Source organism: Streptomyces barkulensis (assembly GCF_002843305.1).
Taxonomy (GTDB): domain Bacteria; phylum Actinomycetota; class Actinomycetes; order Streptomycetales; family Streptomycetaceae; genus Streptomyces; species Streptomyces barkulensis.
Map to the genome: position 1 here is coordinate 97,915 of NZ_PGSG01000087.1, position 18,728 is coordinate 116,642.

Sequence of the window (18,728 nt, forward strand, 5' to 3'; positions counted from 1 at the left end):
CTCCGTACTGAGTGTGAAGACTAGAACACACTTGCCGATTTCCGCGGCTGTTTACCTAAGTTGTCGATATCCGCGGCTTCGGGTTCACATGGCGCCCGGAGATCACCCGCGGGTGTCCGGTCGTGTTCCCCGCCCGGCCCCGTACGCCTCGCCGCCCAGCTCCAGCCGGGCGGTGCCCGCGGTGGCGTCGGCGAGCCAGGAGCGGAAGGCGGCGACCTCGGCCTCGGGCAGCCCCACCTCGATGGCGACCTCGGCGCCGTAGTGCACGCCGCGCACATCCCGGCCGCCGGTGCGCAGCTCGTTCTCGACCCGGCCCGCCCTCTGATGGTCCACCGTGACCGTGACCAGCCGCATCCGCCGCCGGGTGACGGTGCCCAGCGCGTCGAGGGCCTCGCCGACCGCACCGCCGTAGGCCCGGATCAGCCCGCCGGCGCCCAGCTTCACCCCGCCGAAGTAGCGGGTGACGACCGCGACGGCGTAGCGGACCTCGCGGCGCAGCAGCATCTGGAGCATGGGCACGCCGGCCGTGCCGCCGGGCTCCCCGTCGTCGCTCGCCTTCTGCACACCGGCGTCGGCGCCGATGACGTAGGCCCAGCAGTTGTGGGTGGCGTCCGCGTGCCGCTCGCGCACCCGGGCGACGAACGCCCGCGCCTCCTCCTCGGTGGCGGCGGGCGCGAGCGCGCAGATGAAGCGCGACCTGTTCACCTCGGTCTCGTGCACGCCCTCGCCCGCGACCGTCACATACTGCTCCCGCATTCGGCCCACCCTACGGTCCGCCCCGGGGAATGGCCCGGCCGGGCCGCCGGTTGGCAGGGGCATGTACGGAGATTCGGAGACAGTCCGCAGGATTCTGACCGAGGCCGGCGACACCTGGGCGGTGGTCGGCCTGTCGTCCAACCGCGACCGCGCGGCCTGGGGCGTGGCCGCCACGCTCCAGCGGTTCGGCAAGCGGATCGTGCCCGTCCACCCCAAGGCGGAGACAGTGCACGGCGAGCGGGGCTACGCCTCCCTGGCCGAGATCCCCTTCCCCGTCGACGTCGTGGACGTGTTCGTCAACTCCGCGCTGGCGGGCGGCGTCGCGGACGAGGCGGTGGCGGTCGGGGCGAAGGCCGTCTGGTTCCAGCTCGGCGTGGTCGACGAGGCGGCCTGTGAGCGGACCCGCGCGGCGGGCCTGGAGATGGTGATGGACCGCTGCCCGGCCATCGAGATCCCGCGCCTGGGCTGAGCGCCCGAGAGCGGGTGTCCCGACCGCCGGACGGCGGTCGGGACGCCCGCTCCGCGCGGAGTCAGGGCAGTTCCAGCACCAGCTTGCCGACGTTCTCCCCCCGGAAGAGCATCCGCAGCGTCTCGGGGAAGTCGTCCACGGTCCCCTTGACCACGTGCTCCTTGACCTTGACGCGGCCCTCGCCGATCCAGCCGGCGATCTCCTGCGCGGCCTGCCCGTAGCGCTTGGCGTAGTCGAAGACCACGAAGCCCTCCATCCGGGCCCGGCGGACCAGCAGGGACAGGTAGTTGGACGGGCCCTTGACCGGAGTGGCGTTGTTGTACTGGCTGATCGCGCCGCAGATCACCACGCGGGCGTGCATCGCCAGCCGGGCGAGCGCGGCGTCCAGGATGTCACCTCCGACGTTGTCGAAGTAGACGTCGATGCCGTCCGGCGCGTACTCGCGCAGCGCCTTGCGCACGTCCTGCGCCCGGTAGTCGATCGCCGCGTCGAAGCCCAGCTCACCGGTGAGCATCGCGCACTTGTGCGGCCCTCCGGCGATGCCCACGACCCGGCAGCCCTTCGCCTTGGCGATCTGCCCGGCGATGGTGCCCACCGCGCCCGCGGCGCCGGAGACCACCACGGTCTCGCCCTCCTTGAGCGCCCCGACGTCCAGCAGGCCGAAGTACGCCGTCATGCCGGGCATGCCCAGCGCGCCCAGGTATGTCGAGGGCGGGGCGAGCGCGGTGTCGACCTTCATCGCGCCCCTGCCGTCGGAGACGACGTACTCCTGGACTCCGAACGTGCCCACCACATGGTCGCCGGGCCGGTAGTCGGGGTGGTCGGACGCGGTGACCTCGACGACCGATCCCGCGCGCATCACCTCGCCGATGCCGACGGGCGGCAGGTAGGAGGGACGGTCGTCGAGCCATCCCCGCATGGCGGGGTCCAGCGAGATGACACGGGTGCGGCCCGCGAAGCGGCCCGGCCCGGGATCCTCCACGGGCACCGAGCGGTGCTCCCAGTCCTCGGGCTTCACCTCTCCGGTGGGGCGGGCCGCCAGGCGGATCTGACGGTTGGTCGCTGGCATGGGGCCTCCTGCTCGATCAAGACTCCCTGCACCGTACCGACCGGTAGGTACGAGGTCGATGTGATCTGCGGCACATTCGGCCCGGAGTGGACCCGGAGCGGCCCGGAGCGGTCCCGGCCGTCAGTGGTCAGCCGTCGGGCAGCCGGCCCACGAAGCGGCGCCTGATCAGCCGCCGCTCGGCCGCGGTGGTGCCGCCCCACACCCCCTCGGTCTCGCCGTGCCTGACGGCCCAGTCCCTGCACTGGTACATGACGGGGCAGCCGAGGCAGACGGCCCGGGCCCGGGCCGTCTGCCGCTCGGCCGGGCCGCCGTCGCCGAGGGGGAAGAAGAGTTCGGGATCCTCGCCGCGGCATGCCGCGGACTCACGCCAGCCCATGTCAGCGCAGCGGTCGCGGGGGACGGGACGGCCGCCGGGAAACCGCCCGGCACGCGCGGAAGGGGAAGAAGTCGGGAACGCTCACCGGAACCTCCGAGGGATCGGGGCGGCCCGCGGGCGGGCAGCCCGAAGATCCCCGCGGCACACTGGTGCGCCGCGGAGCCCGGCAGGGGCGTTGATATTCAAATATAAAGGGATGTTCTGGTTTCCGGCGAAGGTCATGCTCCGGACCGGGCCCTCACCAGACGGCGCAGGGCGAGCCGGGCCGGACCCGCGTAGAGGACGAGCGCCGGAAGCGGCCCCTCCATGCGCAGCTCGGTGCCGGTCCGCCCGTCGGGCAGGACGACGACCGCGTGGTGCAGGCGCATCCGTACGGGACCGGTCCTCACCCGCCAGGTCCACCGCCGCCGCGCCTCGCTGACCTCCTCGACCGCGAAGGCGACCGGCACTCCCGGCAGCGAGACGACCTCGCCCTCCATCCCGGGCTCGATGCGGTCGCCGCGCACGCGCACGGACCGGATCTGCGGGGACCAGGTGGGCCACAGCCCCGGACGCGCGTAACGTTCCCACACGTCCTCGGCCGGGGCCCGCCCGGTCGCCCGCAGTGTCATCCGTGCCATACCGGCCGGCTCCTCGTCATGGAGGGACGGCCGGGCACGGCATGTGCCGGGCCGCTCCCCTCACCCGTCGGAGTAGCTGAGTTCCCCCAGAGTCCAACTGCTCACCTCGCCGATGGCGACGCGGTACATGCCGCCGGTGTCGGGGAGACCGTAGCTTCCCTGGAGGATGCGTGCGACGTGCAGGTGCAGATGGGTGGGCCTGCCACCGCCGTGCCGGTCGTCCTCCCCGGACGACCCGAACAGCTCGGCGAACGGCTTCAGGCGCTCGGAGTCCCGCAGGACCTCGGCGACCCGCGCCTTCCAGACGGCCTCGGGCGCCAGCCTGCCGGTGATGACCGCGCCGGGGACCACCACGGTGAGGGGCATCTGGTTGCTCCGCTCGGACTCCACCTTCTCGGCGATGGAGACGAGCAGGTCATCGTGGTTAGACATGCGGGCAGAGTAGCGTCCGCGGCGGTGATCAGTCGCCGGTGCGGGTGGCATGGAGGCCCAGACCACCGAGCACTCGCGCTCCGGGCAGTCCGGCCAGGGCCTTACCGGGCACCAGCAGTTTGCCGCGGCGGCGCCCGGATCCGACGACGGCGTACGGGGTGTCGGCGACCGCCGCGTCCACCAGCAGGGGCCAGCCGGGGGGCAGGCCGACCGGGGTGATGCCGCCGTACTCCATGCCGGACTCGCCTACGGCCGTCTCCATGGGCGCGAACGAGGCCTTGCGGGCGCCCAGTTCGCGCCGGACGGTGCGATTGACGTCGGCACGGGTGTGGGCGAGGACGACGCAGGCGGCCAGGGTGGTCTCCTGGCCGCGGCGGGCCGCGACGACCACGCAGTTGGCGGACTGCTCGGGCGGGATGCCGTGGACCTCGCCGAAGCGGGCGGTGTCGGCGTCGTCCGGGTCGCTGTCCACGTAGACGATCCCGTCGGCCGGCACGGGGCCGCGCAGCGCGGCGGCGACCGGCGGGGCCAGCAGGTCGAGCTTGTCGGTGACCGGCCAGGCGTCGGTGAAGTTCCCGATGGGGGCGCGCATGGCGTGCACGCTAGCAGCCGCCCGGGCGTCCTCCGCGCGGGGCGGACTCGGGGGCGGGGCGGGCTGGGCGGCGAGGGTCAGAGCCAGTGGTTGCGGGCGACGTACAGCAGCAGTGCCAGGCCGTGCAGGGCGACGGCGAAGAGCAGCAGCAGGCGCAGGGTCCGGTTGCTCATGGCGTACGCATCCCGTCGGTGCTTCCTCTCCGGTCGGCGGGCGGGGACGGAACGGTTCCGTGGCCGGCCGTCCCCTCCAGTCCGCCCGCTTCCGCCCCGGCCGCCTCCGGCCCGGCCGTCTCCGCCCCAGCGGTCCCCGGTTCGGGGATCTCCAGGCCGGCCAGTGCCGCAAGCTGCCCGGGGGTGACGCCCTCGGGCACCGGCACCGGCGGCGGGGTGCGCAGCGGAGGCAGCCAGCCCTCCCGCGGGTCCCAGCGCCGTACGACCTTCGCGGGCGCGCCCGCGACCACGGCGTGGTCGGGCACCTCGCCGCGGACGACCGAACCGGCCGCCACCACCGTGTTCCGCCCCAGCCGCGCGCCCGGCAGCACCACCGCTCCCGTGCCCAGCCAGCTGCCCGCGCCGATCTCCACCGGCGCCGAGCGCGGCCACTGCCTGCCGATCGGCTGATGGGGGTCGTCGTAGGAGTGGTTGGTGGAGGTGATGTAGACGTACGGGCCGCAGAAGACGTCGTTCCCGATCGTCACGCCCGCCCCCGCCCCGTCGGCCACCACATGGCTGCCCCGGCCCAGGACCACCCCGTCGCCCAGCCTCAGCACCGTGTCCGGTCCGAGGTCGAGGCCGGGCATCATCCCGGCGGTCAGCGTGACCTCGGCGCCGATGACGCAGCACGCGCCCAGCTCGATCCACTCGGTGCCGAACAGCGTGCCCTGCGGGAAGGCCAGCCGGGTGCCCTCCCCGATGCCGCGGAAGGCGTACGGCCCGGGGCGCTCGGCCGAGACGGCGCCCGCCCGCTGCGCGTGGCGCCACAGCCCGTGCACGGCGCGGGAGGCCGTACGGGAGGAGGCCGCGCGTGACAGCAGGGAGGAGAACACGTTCCTGTTCTTGGGCACCCGATCACGGTAGACGCCCGGACGGGCGGCGCACCGCCCGCCGTGCTGTGATTCCCGCCCCACCCATCCCTTACGGTGCCGTTGGAGTCGGAGAAGGCGCTCGGTACACGGACCGTGCGCGGCACGGCAGGCGGGAGAGGCACGGATGGAACGGCGGGCGATGATCGCGGGCGTGGTGGGCAGGGAGCCCGAGATCGATCCGGAGGCGTACGTCGCCCCCACGGCCGTGGTCGTCGGCCAGGTGTCGCTGGGGCCCGGCGCGAGCGTCTGGTACAACGCGGTGCTGCGCGGCGACTGCGACGCGATCACCCTCGGCAGGGACAGCAACGTGCAGGACAACTGCACCGTCCACGCCGACCCGGGCTTCCCCGTGGTCGTGGGCGAGCGCGTCTCGGTGGGGCACAACGCGGTGCTGCACGGCTGCACGATCGGGGACGAGGTCCTGGTCGGAATGGGCGCGACGGTGCTCAACGGGGCCCGGGTGGGCGCCGGTTCGCTGGTGGCGGCCCACGCCCTGGTCCCGCAGGGCATGGAGGTCCCGCCCGGTTCCCTGGTCGCCGGGGTGCCGGCCCGCGTCAGGCGGGAGCTGACCGAGGAGGAGCGCGAGGGCATCCGCGTCAACGCCGCGGCGTACCGGGGGCTGGCCGGCACGCACCGGGAGACGCTGGTCGTCCTGGATGACGGCGAGGGCTGAGACCTCGGCGGGCACCCGGTGCAAGGGCCCTCGCGCGAGTTCCCGTGTACCGGGTGCGTACCGAAGCGGGGGTGGCCGTGGTCCGGCCGCGGCGGCGGCTCTAGTGTTCTCGCCATGTGGCCAGGACAGCAGCCGCCCGGGGGCGAGCAGAACCCGCAGGACCCGCACAGCCCGCAGAACCGGCAAAACCAGCCCAACCCGTACCGGACGCCGGGTTACCAGGCTCCGAACCCCTACCAGGGCCCGGGTCACCAGGGGCAGCCCGGCGGCCAGTGGGGGCAGCCGGGCGCACCCGGCGCACCGCAGCCGCCGCAGGGCGGGAAGGGCGGGAAGAGGGGCCGGAACGCGGCGATCGCCATCGTCGCGGCCGTCGCGGTGATCGCCGCGGCCGTGGTGACGGGCGTCCTCGTCCTCGCCGACGACGACAAGGGCGAGAAGACCGCGGGCCCCGGCGCCAGTGTCCCGCCGAGCCCCGAGCCCTCCACCGCCGAGCCGGACGAGGACGAGGGCTCCGGGGCCGAGCGGGACGATCCCACCAACCCGCGCGACGGGGTCGCCCCGAAGAAGCCGGACCCGGTGGTCTCCGGCTGGAAGGTCGTCACCAACGCCAAGCACCACAACGCCTTCGACGTGCCGGCCGACTGGAAGCTCGGCACGGAGACGACGATCATCGGCTACGGGCAGAAGGACGAGGACGATCCCTTCTCCGGGCCCCAGGTCGCCTTCAGCGCCCCGGCCTTCCACAAGGAGGGCTGGTGCAAGGTCGGCAACAGCAAGTACACCCGGGCCACCGTCGGCAGCAAGGGCGGCCAGGGCTCCCGCAACACCGCCGAGGGCGCCGAGATCGCCGCGGAGAACTTCGTCTACTTCGCCTACGGCGAGCAGAAGGACACCGTCAAGCTCACCAAGGCGAAGAAGTTCTCCAACGAGCACGGCATCACCGGCCACATAGCGAGCGCCACGGCCACCGGGGTCAAGAAGGAGAACAAGTGCGACTCCGACGGCAGGGTCGTGACCGTCTCCTGGATCGACGGCAGCAACGACCTGCGCATCTGGCTCCTGATCACCGACGCCGGGGTCGATGACGAGGTGTCCCAGGAGACCATCGACAAGATGACCGGCAGTCTGCGGCCGTACGCGGAGAAGGACTGACCGGCAAGGGGCCCGCCGGGGGCGGGGCGGGGCGGCGGCCGTCCCGCCCCGCCTGGGCGGGCCGCGACTACACGCTGCTGACGGCCGCCGCCGTGATCACCGGGCTGGGCAACTCCGGTGCGCTGATCGCGGCCGCGTTCGCCGTGCTCGCCCTGGGCGGCGACGGCACCGACGTGGGCCTGGTCGCCGCCGCCCGCACCGTCCCCCTGGTGCTGTTCCTGCTCGTCGGCGGCGCCGTCGCCGACCGGCTGCCGCGTCACCGGGTGATGGTGGCGGCCAACGCGCTCAACTGCGTCTCCCAGGGCGTCTTCGCCGCGCTGGTGATCACCGGGAGCGCCGAACTGTGGCAGATGGTGCTGCTGTCGGCGCTGGGCGGCACCGGCCACGCCTTCTTCGCCCCGGCCGCCGAGGGGATGGTGCTCGCCAGTGTCCGCGGCGAGCAGGCCGGACGCGCCTTCGCCGTCTTCCGGATGGGGGTCAACGGCGCCTCCATCGGCGGCGCGGCACTCGGCGGCGCGCTGATCGCCGCGGTCGGCCCCGGCTGGGTGCTGGCGGTCGACGCCGCCGCGTTCGCCGCCGCGGGGGCGCTGCGCGCCCTGCTCGACCTGCGCGCAGTGCCCGAGCGCGCGCCGGGCGGCGGCCTGCTCGGCGATCTGCGCGACGGCTGGCGCGAGGTGGTGGGGCGGCCGTGGCTGTGGGCGGTGGTCCTGCAGTTCGCGGTGGTCAACGCGGTGGTCGCGGCGGCCGAGGCGGTGTACGGGCCGCAGGTCGCCGAGGAGCACCTGGGCGGCGCCCGGCCGTGGGGGCTGGCCCTGGCCGCCTTCGGCGCGGGCACGGTGTGCGGCGGGGTGCTCATGACCCGCTGGCGGCCGCGCCGCATCATGCTCGCGGGCACCCTGTGCGTCTTCCCCCTGGCACTGCCCTCGGCGGCGCTGGCGGTTCCCCTGCCCGCGGCGGGCCTGGCCGCGGTGATGTTCACCACCGGGGTGGCCATCGAGGTGTTCGGGGTGTCCTGGATGACGGCGCTGCACCAGGAGGTGCCCGAGGAGAAGTTCTCCCGGGTCTCGGCCTACGACTGGCTGGGGTCGATCGCCCTGGTGCCCCTGGCCACGGCCGCGGCCGGCCCCGTCGAGTCGCTGGTGGGCCGGCCGGCGGCGCTGTGGGGCTGCTCGGTGCTGGTCGCGGCGCTGACGGCCGCGGTGCTGTGCGTACCGGGGGTGCGCGGCCTGACCCGGCGGGACGGGACCGCGGCGGCCGGCTCTCAGCCGACGGTGAAGGAGCCCTCCGGCGGCTCGGGCGAGGCGGCCGCCTCGCTCTCCTGAACCGGGCGCGCGTTCCCGGTCAGCCGCTCCAGCGCGGCCCCGTGCACCACCCGTGCGGGGAACGGGTCGCCCGCCGCCAGCCGCGCCAGCCGCTCCACGGGCAGCCCGGCGCGGGAGGCGGCCAGCACGGTGTTGCCGAAGCGGCGGCCGCGCAGCACGGCGGGCTCGGCGATCAGGCACAGCCGGCCGGGGTCCTCGCCGAAGACCGTGCGGAAGCCGGCCAGCTGGGAGCGGAGGAAACCGAAGGGCGCGGCGTCGGCGAGGTTGGCAACGTAGACACCGCCGGGCCGCAGCGCCCGGGCCGCGGCCCGGGCGTACGCCAGGGTGGTCAGGTGGGCCGGGACGCGGGAGCCGCCGAAGACGTCGGCGACCAGGACGTCCGCCGCTGCGGGGGGCCTGCCCCGCAGCGCGGTGAGGGCGTCCTCGGCCCGCACCACGATGCCGCCGCCGGGCGGCAGCGGCAGGTGCTCGGCGACCAGGCCGAGCAGGGCCCGGTCGGCGTCCACCACCTCCTGGCGGGAGCCGGGGCGGGCGGCGGCCAGATAGCGCGGCAATGTCATGGCCCCACCGCCCAGGTGGAGGACGTCCAGCGGCGTGTCCGGGGCTGCGGCGCAGTCCAGGACGTGGGCGATCCGGCGCACGTACTCGAACTCCAGGTGCGCCGGATCGCCGAGGTCCACGTACGACTGGGGGGCGTCGTCGACGGTGAGCAGCCAGGCGCGCGGCCGGTCCACGTCCGGCAGCAGCCGGGCGGTGCCCTGGTCCACGGTCCGGCGTACGGGCACCGGCTCCCCTGCCGCCCGGTCGTCCGCCGTCCGGTCGTCCGCCGTCCGGCCCTGCGCTGCCTTGTCCATCGCCCCATTGTCCCGTCGTCCCGGCCGGCCGCGGGACGGGGTGGGGGCGCCCGGGCGCGGCCGGGGCACGGCGCCCGGCCGGGCCCGGGTCGCGGACCTCACAGCGGGCAGACCGGGACGTATGTCACCCGCGTCGGTTACGCTCGCCCGGTGCCCGTCCCCGCTCCCCGGCCCGTCGGACCCGCCGCCCGGTGCTCCGCGGTGCTGTTCTCCCCGTGGTCCCGTCTGTCCCTCCTCGCCGTGCTCCTGGCCGCCGCCGCCACGACGGTGGCCCTCCACGAGCCCCAGCAGCTGATCGCCCAGGGGTGGCGCCCCCCGCTGACCGGGGGCGGCGCGCTGGCGCTGTTCGCCCTCGCGTACGGCCTGGGCACCGCGGCCCTCGTGCCCAGACCGGTGCTGAACCTGGCCTCGGGCGCCCTCTTCGGCGCCGCCCTGGGCACCGCGGCGGCGGTGGCCGGGACGGTGCTGGGGGCCGGGCTGGCCTTCGGGCTGGGGCGGCTGCTGGGGCAGGACGCCCTGCGCCCACTGCTGCGCGGCCGCTGGCTGGCGGCCGGGGACCGGCAGCTCAGCCGCCGGGGCTTCCGCTCGATGCTGGTGCTGCGGGTGCTGCCGGGAATCCCGTTCGCCGTCTCCAACTACGGCGCCTCCGTCAGCCGGATGCGCTGGTCCGCCTTTCTGTCGGCCACCGCGCTGGGCTGTGTGCCCAACACCGCCGCGTACGCCGTGGCGGGCAGCCAGGCCTCCACTCCGACCTCGCCGGTCTTCCTGGTCGCGTCCGCCTTCATCGCCGTTCCCGGGATGGCCGCCGCGGTCGTCGCCTGGCGCAGGCGCGCCCGGCCGCGCGGGTCCGGGGCGCCGGCCTCGGCCGCGGACCGGCCCACCGGCCAGGCCGCGGACCAGGCGCAGGGCCGGGCGGTCACCGGCCCGGTACGCGCGAACCCGCGACGTTCGCCCGCCGTTTCCCTCCCCGTTCCCGACCGGCCATAGCATCTGCCCGACCTGACCGATGATCACAAAATAGGGACGAGCACACCCCGACATGTCTTGGTTCGAAGCGTTCATCCTCGGGCTCGTCCAGGGGCTGACCGAGTTCCTTCCCATATCCTCCAGCGCCCATCTGCGGCTGACCGCGGTCTTCGCCGGTTGGGAGGACCCCGGCGCGGCCTTCACCGCCGTCACCCAGATCGGCACCGAGGCGGCGGTGCTGATCTACTTCCGCAAGGACATCGCGCGGATCGTCTCCGCCTGGTTCCGCTCGCTGTACGACAGGCAGGCGCGCCGTGAGCACGACGCGAAGCTGGGCTGGCTGGTGATCGTCGGCTCCATCCCGATCGGCGTCCTCGGCCTGACCTTCAAGGACTACATCGAGGGGCCCTTCCGCGATCTGCGGCTGATCGCCACGACCCTGATCGTGCTGGGCATCGTCCTGGGCCTGGCCGACCGGCTCGCCTCCCGCGACGCCCCCGGCGGGCGCCACCGCGCCGTGCGCGAGCGCAAGCCGCTGGAGCGACTGACCGTGCGCGACGGCCTGCTGTACGGCATGGCCCAGGCGATGGCGCTGATCCCCGGTGTGTCCCGCTCGGGTGCGACGATCAGCGGCGGTCTGTTCATGGGCTACACCCGTGAGGCCGCCGCCCGGTACTCCTTCCTGCTGGCCATCCCGGCCGTCCTCGCCTCCGGCCTGTTCGAGCTGACGGAGATCGGCCAGGGGCACGTCTCCTGGGCGCCGACGCTCTTCGCGACCACGCTGTCCTTCCTGGTGGCCTACGCGGTCATCGCCTGGTTCATGAAGTTCATCTCCACCAGGAGCTTCATGCCGTTCGTGGTCTACCGGATACTGCTGGGCCTGCTGATCTTCGCCCTGGTCGCGGCCGGGGTGATCTCCCCGCACGCGGGCGAGGCGGCGGGCTGACGGCTGCGGGCGTCCGACCGGCCGCCCGGGACGCCCGGGACGCCCGGCCTCACCGGCCCTCGGCCAGACCGTCCTCGGCCGCTCCCCGGCTCAGCACCGCCTCCCGCACCCGCCTGTGCACCCCGGGGAAGTTCTCCCCGGTGGCGCGCACCACGCGGAAGGGCGGGCCCATGTCGGAGTGGCCGACCAGGAACTCCGCCCCCGTGACGGTCCAGCGGCCGTCCCGGGGGGTGAAGGTGAAGCGGGCCATGGAGCCCTCGTTGCCGCTGCGCTTGTTCCCCGGGACGAAGCTGGCGATCTGGTCGCCCAGGCCGTAGACCACCCAGGTGCCGTTCACCTTCTCGTACGGCTGGGGGACGTGGTTGTGGGTGCCGACCAGCAGGTCGACGTCCCGGCGTCCGCCGGTGCGCGCGGCAGTGAGCCTGCGGGCCAGCTCCTTCTGCGTCGCGTCGGGCGCCTGCCGCCACTCCGTGCCCCAGTGCAGGCTGACGATCACCACGTCGGCCCCGGCGCGGCGGGCGGCGCGGGCGTCGGCGAGCACGCGCTCCGGTTCCAGCATGCTCACCGCCCACGGCCGGCCTTCGGGGAGCGGGATGCCGTTGGTGCCGTAGGTGTACGCCAGATGGGCGATGCGGGCGCCGCCCGCCTCCAGCAGTGCCGGGCGGGCGGCCTCCGCCGCGTCGCGGGCGGTGCCCGTGTGCCGCACTCCCGCCGCGTCCAGCGCGTCGAGGGTGCGGCGCACGCCCTCGAAGCCGTCGTCGAGGCTGTGGTTGGAGGCGGTCGAGCAGCTGTCGTAGCCGGTGGCCCGCAGGGCCTTCGCGAGCTGGGGCGGGGAGCGGAAGAGCGGATAGCCGGTGAAGGGGCCGTCCTCGTCGCCGTAGGGCGTCTCCATGTGGCACAGCGCGATGTCGGCGGGTTCGACCACCGGTTTGACGCCCGCGAGGATGCGGGTGAAGTCGTGTCCGGCGCCGCCCGCGTCCAGCCGGGCCTGCTCGACGATCGACGGGTACGGGATGATGTCGCCGGTCGCCACCACGGTGAACGGCCTGCCCCCGTCCGTCCGTGCCGCCCGGTCCTCCCCCGGGGCGCCGCCGGGCGCGGTGCACGAGGCGGGCGCGGCCAGCGCCAGTACGGCGGCGGCCGTGGCCGCGAGGTGTATTCGGCGGCCCGCGCGCATCCGGTGCCCCGCCTCGCCCTCTCCCTTACGTCCGGCCGTCCGCCGTGCGGTCCGTCCGGCTGCCGTCCCCGCTGGTGCGATCCGGCGCATCCTTCGCCTCCCGTGCGTCCCGGCACGCCACTTCGGGGCGGGCGCGCCGTCCTCCTCTCCCGGCAGCGTGGGCGACGGCGGGGCGGGCGGCACCTCGGGCGGCGCCCGGCTGCGCCGAGCGGGCGAACGGATCGCGCGGCTGCCGGAGCGGGGGCGTGAGGAGCGGCGCGGGGCCGGCGCGGCAGGCGCCGGGAGGGCGGCACCGCCCGTCGCCGGAGGCGGCCCGGGCCGCCGGGGTGGTCCGCTCCGCCCGTACGAGCGGGCGCGGGAAACGGTGCGACCGCGCGGGTCGCTTTTCCGTGCCGCCCCGGCCTGGGAAGCTGTTCGCAGACAACCGCGGGGCATCCGCAGCGAATCCGGAGTTCACCTTGGCCGAGCGCGACGACGACAGCTACCGACTCCTGGCCGGGCTGCCCTTCGCAGCCATGACCGTCGTCGCCCTGGTGGACGTGACGGCCGGCCCGGGCGTGGGGTTCCTGCCGCTGCTGTCGCTCGGCCCCGCCTTCGCCAGCCTGGTCGGCGGTATGCGCCGCACCGCGCTGATCGGGCTGCTGGCCCTGGCCCTGTGCTTCTGCCTGGCCTTCTACGACGGCCTGCTGTGGACCACGCGCGGCTACACGGCACTGCTGTCGGTGGCCGGGGTGTCGGCGGCCGGGCTGGTCGCGGCCGCCATCCGCCAGCGGCACGAGGCCGAGCTGGCGAACGTGCGGTCCATCGCCGAGGTGGCCCAGCGGGTGCTGCTGCGCCCGGTGCCCCGGGCCGCGGGGCACCTGCGGATCGCGGTGTCCTACACCTCCGCGGTGGCCGAGGCCCGGATCGGGGGCGACCTGTACGAGGTGGTCAACTCGCCCTCGGGGGTCCGGGTGATCGTGGGCGACGTCCAGGGCAAGGGGCTGGAGGCGGTGGAGACGGCGGCGGTCGTCCTGGCCGCGTTCCGGGAGGCGGCGTACGACGAGCCGGACCTGGCGGCGGTGAGCGCCCGGCTGGAGCGTTCGGTCAACCGGCACATGACGCAGGAGCGGTTCGTCACGGCCGTCCTGGCCGAGACGCACGAGGACCGTTCGGTGACCGTACTCAACCACGGCCACCCCTCGCCGCTGGTCGTCCGCGCGGACGGGACGGCCCATCTCGCCGAGCCGCCGGAGACCGCGCCGCCCCTGGGCATGGGCTTCGACCTCAAGCCCCCGGAGCCCTACGGGCTGTCGCTCGCACCCGGCGAGCAGATGCTGCTGTACACCGACGGTGTGACCGAGGCGCGCGATCCGGACGACCGCTTCTACCCGTTGGTCCGGCGGGCCTTCCTGCTGCGGGAGACGAACCCGGACATAGGTCTGGAGTCGCTGTGCCGGGATCTGGTGACGCATGTCGGCGGGCCGCTGCAGGACGACGCGGCGATGCTGCTCCTGCGGTACCGCGAGGGGTGAGACGGGCCGGCTCCGGCCGGATCACCGTCCCGGCCATCGGACGGATCACCGGATTCCGGAAGATTCACCCGCTCGGAGGGGGTACTCGGCGGACGACCGATCACCGCAGTCCGTACCGACCGAGCTGGACCGAGACCATGAACGAATCCCGTCGCCTCACTCTCCGTGAACTGCGCATCCTGCACGAGACCGAACGGGCGCTGCTGCGTGACGCCCGCCTCGCCGCCCTGTTCCGGGGGTTCGGCGAGACGGAGCGCGAAGCGGCGGAGCCTGCGGCGGGCGGGCCGGCGACACCGTCCCGCCTGTGGCTGCTCATCGGCGTCTGCCTCTTCCTGGTTCCCGCGCTGATGGTTCTGCATCCGGTGGTCGGCGTGCTGGTGTTCCTCTCCGCCGTGCTCCTGGGCACGGCCGCCCGGGCCGGCCGCCGCCCGGGCCACCGCCCCGGACGGCGGGGGCCGGGCTCCGGCTGAGCGGTGACGGCCCGCCGTCACCGGCCGGCCGTCACCGGTCGGCCAGGTCCAGCCAGGCGGACTCGCCGGGTTCGATGGTGACGGTCCGGTCGGGCAGCACCAGGCGTACGGGCCCCTCGGCCGATCCGGGCAGGCTGACGCGCATCCCGTCCGAGCGCATCCGCACGCCCACCCCCCAGTGGTGCCGGTAGCGCATGGTGAAGCAGAACTGGGACAGTTCCGGGAGCGGCACGGGGTCCAGCCGCAGAGCGCCGCCCCGGGTCTCCAGGCCGGTCAGTCCGCGCTGCACGAGGTCCAGCGTCCCGGCCATGGCGCCCAGGTGGATGCCCTCGGCCGTCGTGCCGCCCTGGATGTCGGCGATGTCGCTGACCAGCGCCTCCTGGACGTAGCGCCAGGCGTCGGGGCGCCGCACCCGGGCCAGCACCCACCCGTGGACCAGGGAACTGAGGGTCGAGCCGTGACTGGTGCGGTGCAGGTAGTAGTCGACCGTGCGCCGCCACAGCTCGTCGTCGAGGGTGTGGCCGAGCCGCTCGAACAGGCTCGCCAGTTCGGCGGGCTGGAACAGGTAGCCGAGCATCAGCGCATCGGCCTGCTTGGACGCCTGATAGCGGTTGACGGTGTCGCCCTCGGCCTCCAGGATCCGGTCCAGCCGGCGGATGTCCCCGTACTTGCGGCGGTAGCCCTCCCAGTCCAGTTCGGCCAGCTCCCCGTAGCCGTCGAACTGGCTGATGACGCCCGCGTGGAAGGGCACCCTCAGCCGCCGGGAGATGTCGTCCCAGCGTTCCAGCGTCTCCCCGTCCAGGGCGAATTTCAGGCACAGCTCCTCGCACAGCGGTTCGGGGACGGTCCGGAGCGTCTCCAGGGCCCGGCCGAGCACCCAGGCGGCGGTGACGTTGGTGTAGGCGTTGTCGTCCAGGCCGGGCCGCTCCCCGTCCGGGTAGGCCTCGTGGTACTCGTCGGGGCCGACCACGCCGAGGATGCGGTAGCGCCCCAGATCCGCGTCGTACCGCGCGGCGCTCCCCCAGAACTGGGCGATCCGCAGCAGCGTCTCGGCGCCCCGGGTGTGCATGAAGTCGATGTCGCCGCTGGCCTGCCAGTACTGCCAGATGTTGTATGCGATCGCCGAGCCCACGTGGTGCTGGAGGCGGGAGTGGTCTGGCAGCCAGCGGCCCGAGCGCGGGTTCAGGTGCAGGGTCTGGGTCTCCTCCCGCCCGTCGCTGCCGCTCTGCCAGGGGAACATCGCGCCCTCGTAGCCGTTGTCCTGCGCGGCCCGGACGGCCTCGGGCAGCCGCCGGTGCCGGTAGGCCAGCAGGGAGCGGGAGACCTCGGGGAAGTGGACGTTGAGGTAGGGCAGCACGAACAGTTCGTCCCAGAAGACGTGCCCCCGGTAGGCCTCTCCGTGCAGCCCGCGCGCCGGGACCCCGACGTCCAGGTCGGTGATGTGGGGGGAGAGCGTCTGCAGGACGTGGAAGAGGTGCACCCGCAGGATGCGGCCCGCCTCGCCCGGTACCTGGAGTTCGGCGTGCCGCCACAGCTCGTCCCAGGCGGCGCGGTGGGTGTCGAGCAGGTCGGGGAAGCCGGGCGCGTAGTCGATGTCCTCCAGCGCGGCGTGCAGGGGATCGCTGACCGCGATGTCGTGCGAGGTGTGCAGGGCGACGGTCTTGACGACGGTGACGGGCCGCCCGGGCCGGACCGCGACGGTCAGCCGCCGTGCGGGCCGCAGTCCGCCCAGGTCGGTGCGCGCCGAGACGGCCTCACCGCTCTCCAGGCGGGTGCGGGCGGCCAGGGCCACTCCGATCCCCGAGTTCGTGGTGCGGCAGCGCACCCAGACGGTGTCCGGCTCGGTCGACCCGGTGCTGTGGCCGGTCAGATGGCGGCCGTTCAGGGCGCGGTAGCGTTCCACGCCCTCGTTGGCGACGCCGCCGTCGAGAGCGGACTCGACCTCGAGCGTGCCGGTCCAGTTCTCCGCGGTGAGGACGGTGCGCAGTGCGGCCAGGTGCGGCTGCCCCATGTGGACCAGCCGGTGCTGCTCGACGCGCAGCCGCCGGCCGGCGGCGTCCTGGAGGCGCAGGGTCCGGGTCAGGACGCCGTGCCTGAGCTCCAGCCGCTGCCGGTACTCCAGCAGCCCGTCCCCGTCGGGAGTCCACCAGGGCGGGGCGGATCCGTTCGCGGGACTGTTCGCGGGACTGTTCGCGGGGCCGCCGTCGGAAGGACCGTCGGGGGTGCCGTCGAGGACGCGGAAGCGCAGGGGCAGCCAGTTGGGCAGGTTGACCATGTCCTCGTTCTCGACGTCCCTGGGCTCGCTCTCCCCCACGGTGGACACCAGCCGGTTGTAGCAGCCCGCCACGTATGTGCCGGGGTAGTGGGGTCCTCCGGCGTCCGTCTCGGGAGCCGCGCCCCGGGTCGCGAAGTAGCCGTTGCCCAGGGTGCACAGGGCCTCGCGCAGCCGCTCCTCCCCCGGCTCGTAGCCCTCGTAGGCCCATTCCCACCGCTCCACGGTCCCCTCCGCCACTGTCAGCCCTCCTCGTCGTGCCGGCCGGTACGGGTGCCGGGCGGCAGCAGTTCGGCCAGGTCGGTCACGACCACGTCGGCCCCGTGCTCGCGCAGGTCCCGCGCGCTGGTGGGGCCGTGCGTCCGGTCCACTCCGACGACCAGCCCGAAGCCGCCCCGGCGGCCCGCCTCGACACCGGCGAGCGCGTCCTCGACGACGGCCGCCTCCCCGGGAGCCGCTCCCAGCCGCCGGGCGGCCTCCAGGAACACCGCGGGGTCCGGCTTGCCGGGCAGCCCCAGCCGGGCCGCCTCGTGTCCGTCCACCACGGCGTCGAACACCTCCACTACCCCCGCTCCGGAGAGCAGCTCCCTCGCGTGCCGGGAGGCGGATATCACCGCCATGGGCACCCCTTCGCGGCGCAGGGCGCGCAGCAGCCGCAGGGTGCCGGGCCAGGCCCGGACGCCGTCCTGCCGCAGGGCGGCGGTGAACAGCCGCTCCTTGCGGGCGGCGACGGCCCGGACGGTGCCGTTGCCGGGTGGGTCGTCCGGCTCGCCCGGCGGCAGGTCCAGCCCCCTGGAGGCGAGGAAGGCGGCGGCGCCGTCCAGACGGGATCTGCCGTCGACGTACCGCCGGTAGTCCTCCCGGACGTCGAACGGGCGGAACCGGTCCCCGGGGCCCTCCTGAGGCTGTCCGCCGCCGCGCTCGCGCCACTCGCGCAGACAGTCGTCGAAGGCCTCCTTCCAGGCCGCGGCGTGGACCCGGGCGGAGTCGGTGATCACCCCGTCGGTGTCGAACACCACGGCCCTCAGGCCGTCCAGGCGGTGCGCCGGCCCGGCGGCCTCCTCCGGGTCCCGGGCTGCGGCTGCGGCAGACGGCATGGTCGCTCCATCCAGTGGGGTCGTCGGGGCGGTCGGGGTCAGATGTGCTCCGGTACGAGGGCCACGGGGCAGTCGGCGTGGTGGATGACGGTGTGGTCGACCACCCCCAGCTGGAGGCCGAGGCGGCCCTGCCGGCGGTGGGCGCCGATCACCAGCAGATCCGCCCGGCGCGACTCCTCCAGCAGCACCGCGCGGGTGGGGCCCTCCACGGCGTGCAGGTGCAGGTCCGTCCCGGAGTACTCGCGGGCCGCGGCCCGCAGGGCGCCGTCCAGGTGGTCCATCGCCTCCCGGTGGCGGGCGCCGGCCGGACTGCCCTGGAGCAGCGGATGGTTCTCCGCCGTGTGGGCGGGCCGGCGCCAGGCCCGTACGGCGTGCAGTTCACAGTGCCGGGCGGCGGCCTCGCGGAAGGCGAAGTGGGCGGCGGGCGAACCCTCCACCCTGTCCCCGACGCCCAGGACGACCCGGCCGTGGCCGCCGGCGCGGGCGTTCTCCCCGCCGCGTACGACGACCACCGGGCAGTCGGCCCGGCCGGCCGCCTCCAGCCCCACCGAGCCCAGCAGCAGGCCCGCGATCCCGCCCCGGCCCCGTGAGCCGACGACGAGGGCGAACGCGTTGCGGCCGGCGTGGACCAGCGCGGCTCCGGGCTCCTCGTCGAGGACGACGGTGGTAACCCGCAGGCCGGGGGCGCGCAGGCGGACGCGTTCGGTCGCGGCGGACATCAGCTCCTCCGGCTCCGGGTCGTCCTCCCCGCGCTCCTCGACGCCGTGGACCAGACACAGCGGTACCGAGTGCCGGACCGCCGCGTCCGCGGCCCAGTCCACCGCGAGCAGGCTGGGTCCGGATCCGTCGACGCCCACCAGCAGGGGAAGCTCCACCACCGCCAC

General features: G+C 74.6%; 20 protein-coding genes. 8 read left to right on the forward strand and 12 right to left on the reverse strand.

Features of this window, described 5'->3' with window-relative positions:
• Nucleotides 1-102: 102 nt before the first annotated feature.
• Complete coding sequence (locus CUT83_RS16065) at nt 103-756, reverse strand: YigZ family protein (protein WP_101256524.1); 654 nt, start codon at nt 754-756, stop codon at nt 103-105.
• A 61-nt stretch (nt 757-817) separates the two neighbouring features.
• Between CUT83_RS16065 and CUT83_RS16070 the strand changes: the two genes are divergently transcribed.
• Nucleotides 818-1,225, forward strand: a complete 408-nt coding sequence (locus tag CUT83_RS16070) for a CoA-binding protein (protein ID WP_101256525.1) — start codon at nt 818-820, stop codon at nt 1,223-1,225.
• A 61-nt stretch (nt 1,226-1,286) separates the two neighbouring features.
• On the opposite strand, the gene CUT83_RS16075 is transcribed toward CUT83_RS16070, so the two are convergent.
• From CUT83_RS16075 to CUT83_RS16100, 6 genes are all read right to left on the reverse strand, one after another.
• Entirely contained in the window at nt 1,287-2,294 is a 1,008-nt protein-coding gene (locus tag CUT83_RS16075) for an NADP-dependent oxidoreductase (protein WP_173915086.1), read from the reverse strand.
• Between the two features lie 127 nt (nt 2,295-2,421).
• Complete coding sequence (locus CUT83_RS16080; protein WP_101256526.1) at nt 2,422-2,670, reverse strand: WhiB family transcriptional regulator; 249 nt, start codon at nt 2,668-2,670, stop codon at nt 2,422-2,424.
• 218 nt (nt 2,671-2,888) lie between these two features.
• Nucleotides 2,889-3,290, reverse strand: coding sequence for an SRPBCC family protein (locus tag CUT83_RS16085; protein ID WP_173915087.1), 402 nt, complete (start codon nt 3,288-3,290; stop codon nt 2,889-2,891).
• A gap of 60 nt (nt 3,291-3,350) precedes the next feature.
• Complete coding sequence (locus CUT83_RS16090; protein WP_093848635.1) at nt 3,351-3,722, reverse strand: GvpU-like protein; 372 nt, start codon at nt 3,720-3,722, stop codon at nt 3,351-3,353.
• Nucleotides 3,723-3,750: 28 nt separating this feature from the next.
• The gene (locus CUT83_RS16095; protein ID WP_101256527.1) at nt 3,751-4,314 is read right to left on the reverse strand and encodes a YbaK/EbsC family protein; all 564 of its coding nucleotides are present in this window, start codon (nt 4,312-4,314) and stop codon (nt 3,751-3,753) included.
• A 169-nt stretch (nt 4,315-4,483) separates the two neighbouring features.
• Entirely contained in the window at nt 4,484-5,380 is an 897-nt protein-coding gene (locus tag CUT83_RS16100; protein WP_101256528.1) for an acyltransferase, read from the reverse strand.
• Nucleotides 5,381-5,525: 145 nt separating this feature from the next.
• Here CUT83_RS16100 and CUT83_RS16105 point away from each other — a divergent pair, with 145 nt between their 5' ends.
• The 3 genes from CUT83_RS16105 to CUT83_RS16115 all read left to right on the forward strand — a co-directional run bounded on the left by CUT83_RS16105 (nt 5,526) and on the right by CUT83_RS16115 (nt 8,548).
• A complete protein-coding gene (locus CUT83_RS16105) occupies nt 5,526-6,074 on the forward strand; it encodes a gamma carbonic anhydrase family protein (protein ID WP_101256529.1) in 549 nt (182 codons plus the stop codon).
• Nucleotides 6,075-6,188: 114 nt separating this feature from the next.
• Nucleotides 6,189-7,226: a DUF8017 domain-containing protein gene (locus CUT83_RS16110; RefSeq protein ID WP_101256530.1), complete on the forward strand. Its 1,038-nt coding sequence runs from the start codon at nt 6,189-6,191 to the stop codon at nt 7,224-7,226.
• Nucleotides 7,223-8,548 (forward strand): MFS transporter, encoded by a 1,326-nt coding sequence (locus CUT83_RS16115; RefSeq protein ID WP_101256531.1) that lies wholly within the window; start codon nt 7,223-7,225, stop codon nt 8,546-8,548. The genes CUT83_RS16110 and CUT83_RS16115 overlap by 4 nt, the downstream gene beginning before the upstream one ends.
• Here the strand turns inward: CUT83_RS16115 and CUT83_RS16120 are convergent.
• Entirely contained in the window at nt 8,488-9,402 is a 915-nt protein-coding gene (locus CUT83_RS16120; RefSeq protein ID WP_165869646.1) for a spermidine synthase, read from the reverse strand. The two genes, CUT83_RS16115 and CUT83_RS16120, sit on opposite strands and share 61 nt — an antisense overlap.
• Before the next feature lie 150 nt (nt 9,403-9,552).
• Here CUT83_RS16120 and CUT83_RS16125 point away from each other — a divergent pair, with 150 nt between their 5' ends.
• A complete protein-coding gene (locus CUT83_RS16125) occupies nt 9,553-10,389 on the forward strand; it encodes a TVP38/TMEM64 family protein (RefSeq protein ID WP_101256532.1) in 837 nt (278 codons plus the stop codon).
• Between the two features lie 52 nt (nt 10,390-10,441).
• The gene (locus CUT83_RS16130) at nt 10,442-11,314 is read left to right on the forward strand and encodes an undecaprenyl-diphosphate phosphatase (RefSeq protein ID WP_101256533.1); all 873 of its coding nucleotides are present in this window, start codon (nt 10,442-10,444) and stop codon (nt 11,312-11,314) included.
• A 49-nt stretch (nt 11,315-11,363) separates the two neighbouring features.
• Here CUT83_RS16130 and CUT83_RS16135 read toward each other — a convergent pair whose 3' ends face one another.
• Nucleotides 11,364-12,491 carry a CapA family protein gene (locus CUT83_RS16135; protein WP_101256534.1) on the reverse strand — a complete coding sequence of 376 codons (1,128 nt, stop codon included), beginning with the start codon at nt 12,489-12,491 and terminating at the stop codon, nt 11,364-11,366.
• A 515-nt stretch (nt 12,492-13,006) separates the two neighbouring features.
• Between CUT83_RS16135 and CUT83_RS16140 the strand changes: the two genes are divergently transcribed.
• Nucleotides 13,007-14,005, forward strand: coding sequence for a PP2C family protein-serine/threonine phosphatase (locus CUT83_RS16140; protein WP_101256595.1), 999 nt, complete (start codon nt 13,007-13,009; stop codon nt 14,003-14,005).
• Nucleotides 14,006-14,142: 137 nt separating this feature from the next.
• Nucleotides 14,143-14,475 (forward strand): hypothetical protein, encoded by a 333-nt coding sequence (locus CUT83_RS16145; protein WP_101256535.1) that lies wholly within the window; start codon nt 14,143-14,145, stop codon nt 14,473-14,475.
• 31 nt (nt 14,476-14,506) lie between these two features.
• Here CUT83_RS16145 and CUT83_RS16150 read toward each other — a convergent pair whose 3' ends face one another.
• Genes CUT83_RS16150 through CUT83_RS16160 form a run of 3 tightly spaced genes read right to left on the reverse strand, consistent with a single transcriptional unit; the run spans nt 14,507 to nt 18,722 of the window.
• Complete coding sequence (locus CUT83_RS16150; RefSeq protein ID WP_439145005.1) at nt 14,507-16,987, reverse strand: glycoside hydrolase family 65 protein; 2,481 nt, start codon at nt 16,985-16,987, stop codon at nt 14,507-14,509.
• 2 nt (nt 16,988-16,989) lie between these two features.
• Nucleotides 16,990-17,844 carry an HAD family hydrolase gene (locus tag CUT83_RS16155; protein ID WP_101256536.1) on the reverse strand — a complete coding sequence of 285 codons (855 nt, stop codon included), beginning with the start codon at nt 17,842-17,844 and terminating at the stop codon, nt 16,990-16,992.
• 38 nt (nt 17,845-17,882) lie between these two features.
• Nucleotides 17,883-18,722, reverse strand: coding sequence for a universal stress protein (locus tag CUT83_RS16160; protein ID WP_338104278.1), 840 nt, complete (start codon nt 18,720-18,722; stop codon nt 17,883-17,885).
• Between the last annotated feature and the right edge of the window lie 6 nt (nt 18,723-18,728).